Here is a 713-nt window from a genome sequence, read left to right on the forward strand (position 1 = left end):
AGGGTTTGATTTCATCATTCGATAGCAAGTGGTGATGAATTCTTAACTTCACTTCACCAGCAATGAATAAAGGTGAATTTACGAAACTATCCAAAGTATGATTAACAACGCCTTCCGTTGAGTTCTCAACTGGTACAACGCCATAGTTTGCCTGGCCAGACTCCACCTCTCGAAACACTTCATCAATTGCACTCATAGGCTGAGCATGAACAAAGTGTCCAAAATGTTTTAGGGCCGCTGCATGCGTATAAGTACCTTCCGGCCCTAAAAAAGCTACCTTCATTGGTTTTTCAAGGGCTAGACAACAGGACATTATCTCTCTGAAGAGCTTAGCAACATCTTCATCTGGCATAGGCCCCGTATTGCGTTCCATTACGGCCCGCAGGACCTGAGCCTCTCGCTCAGGGCGATAATACTGCACAAGCTCATTACCGGCAGCAGCCTGCTTCACCTCAGCAACACGCTGAGCACAAGCTGCGCGCTGGTTGATCAAAGACTGAATATTTTGATCAATCTCATCAATCTGAGCCCTTAGCTTTGCGAGCTCTGTTGCTTCATCTACCATTATATTTCCAGTTAGGCCTCAGGTGATTGATCTGAAGATTCATCTGATTCACTCGAAGCGCCTGCCTCAACAGTATCAGTTCCCTCTTCTATTTCTTGTTCATCAAGACTAGACTCATCAACACGCTCCACACCAACTAAATGCTCAT

1 protein-coding gene is annotated in these 713 nt (G+C 45.4%); it reads right to left on the reverse strand.

Features of this window, described 5'->3' with window-relative positions; all coding sequences use genetic code 11:
• On the reverse strand, positions 1-565 hold a 565-nt coding region (pheA, locus tag A3756_RS21515), incomplete at its 3' end, for a chorismate mutase (protein WP_068554603.1).
• Positions 566-713 lie beyond the last annotated feature (148 nt).

Source organism: Oleiphilus sp. HI0086 (assembly GCF_001635225.1).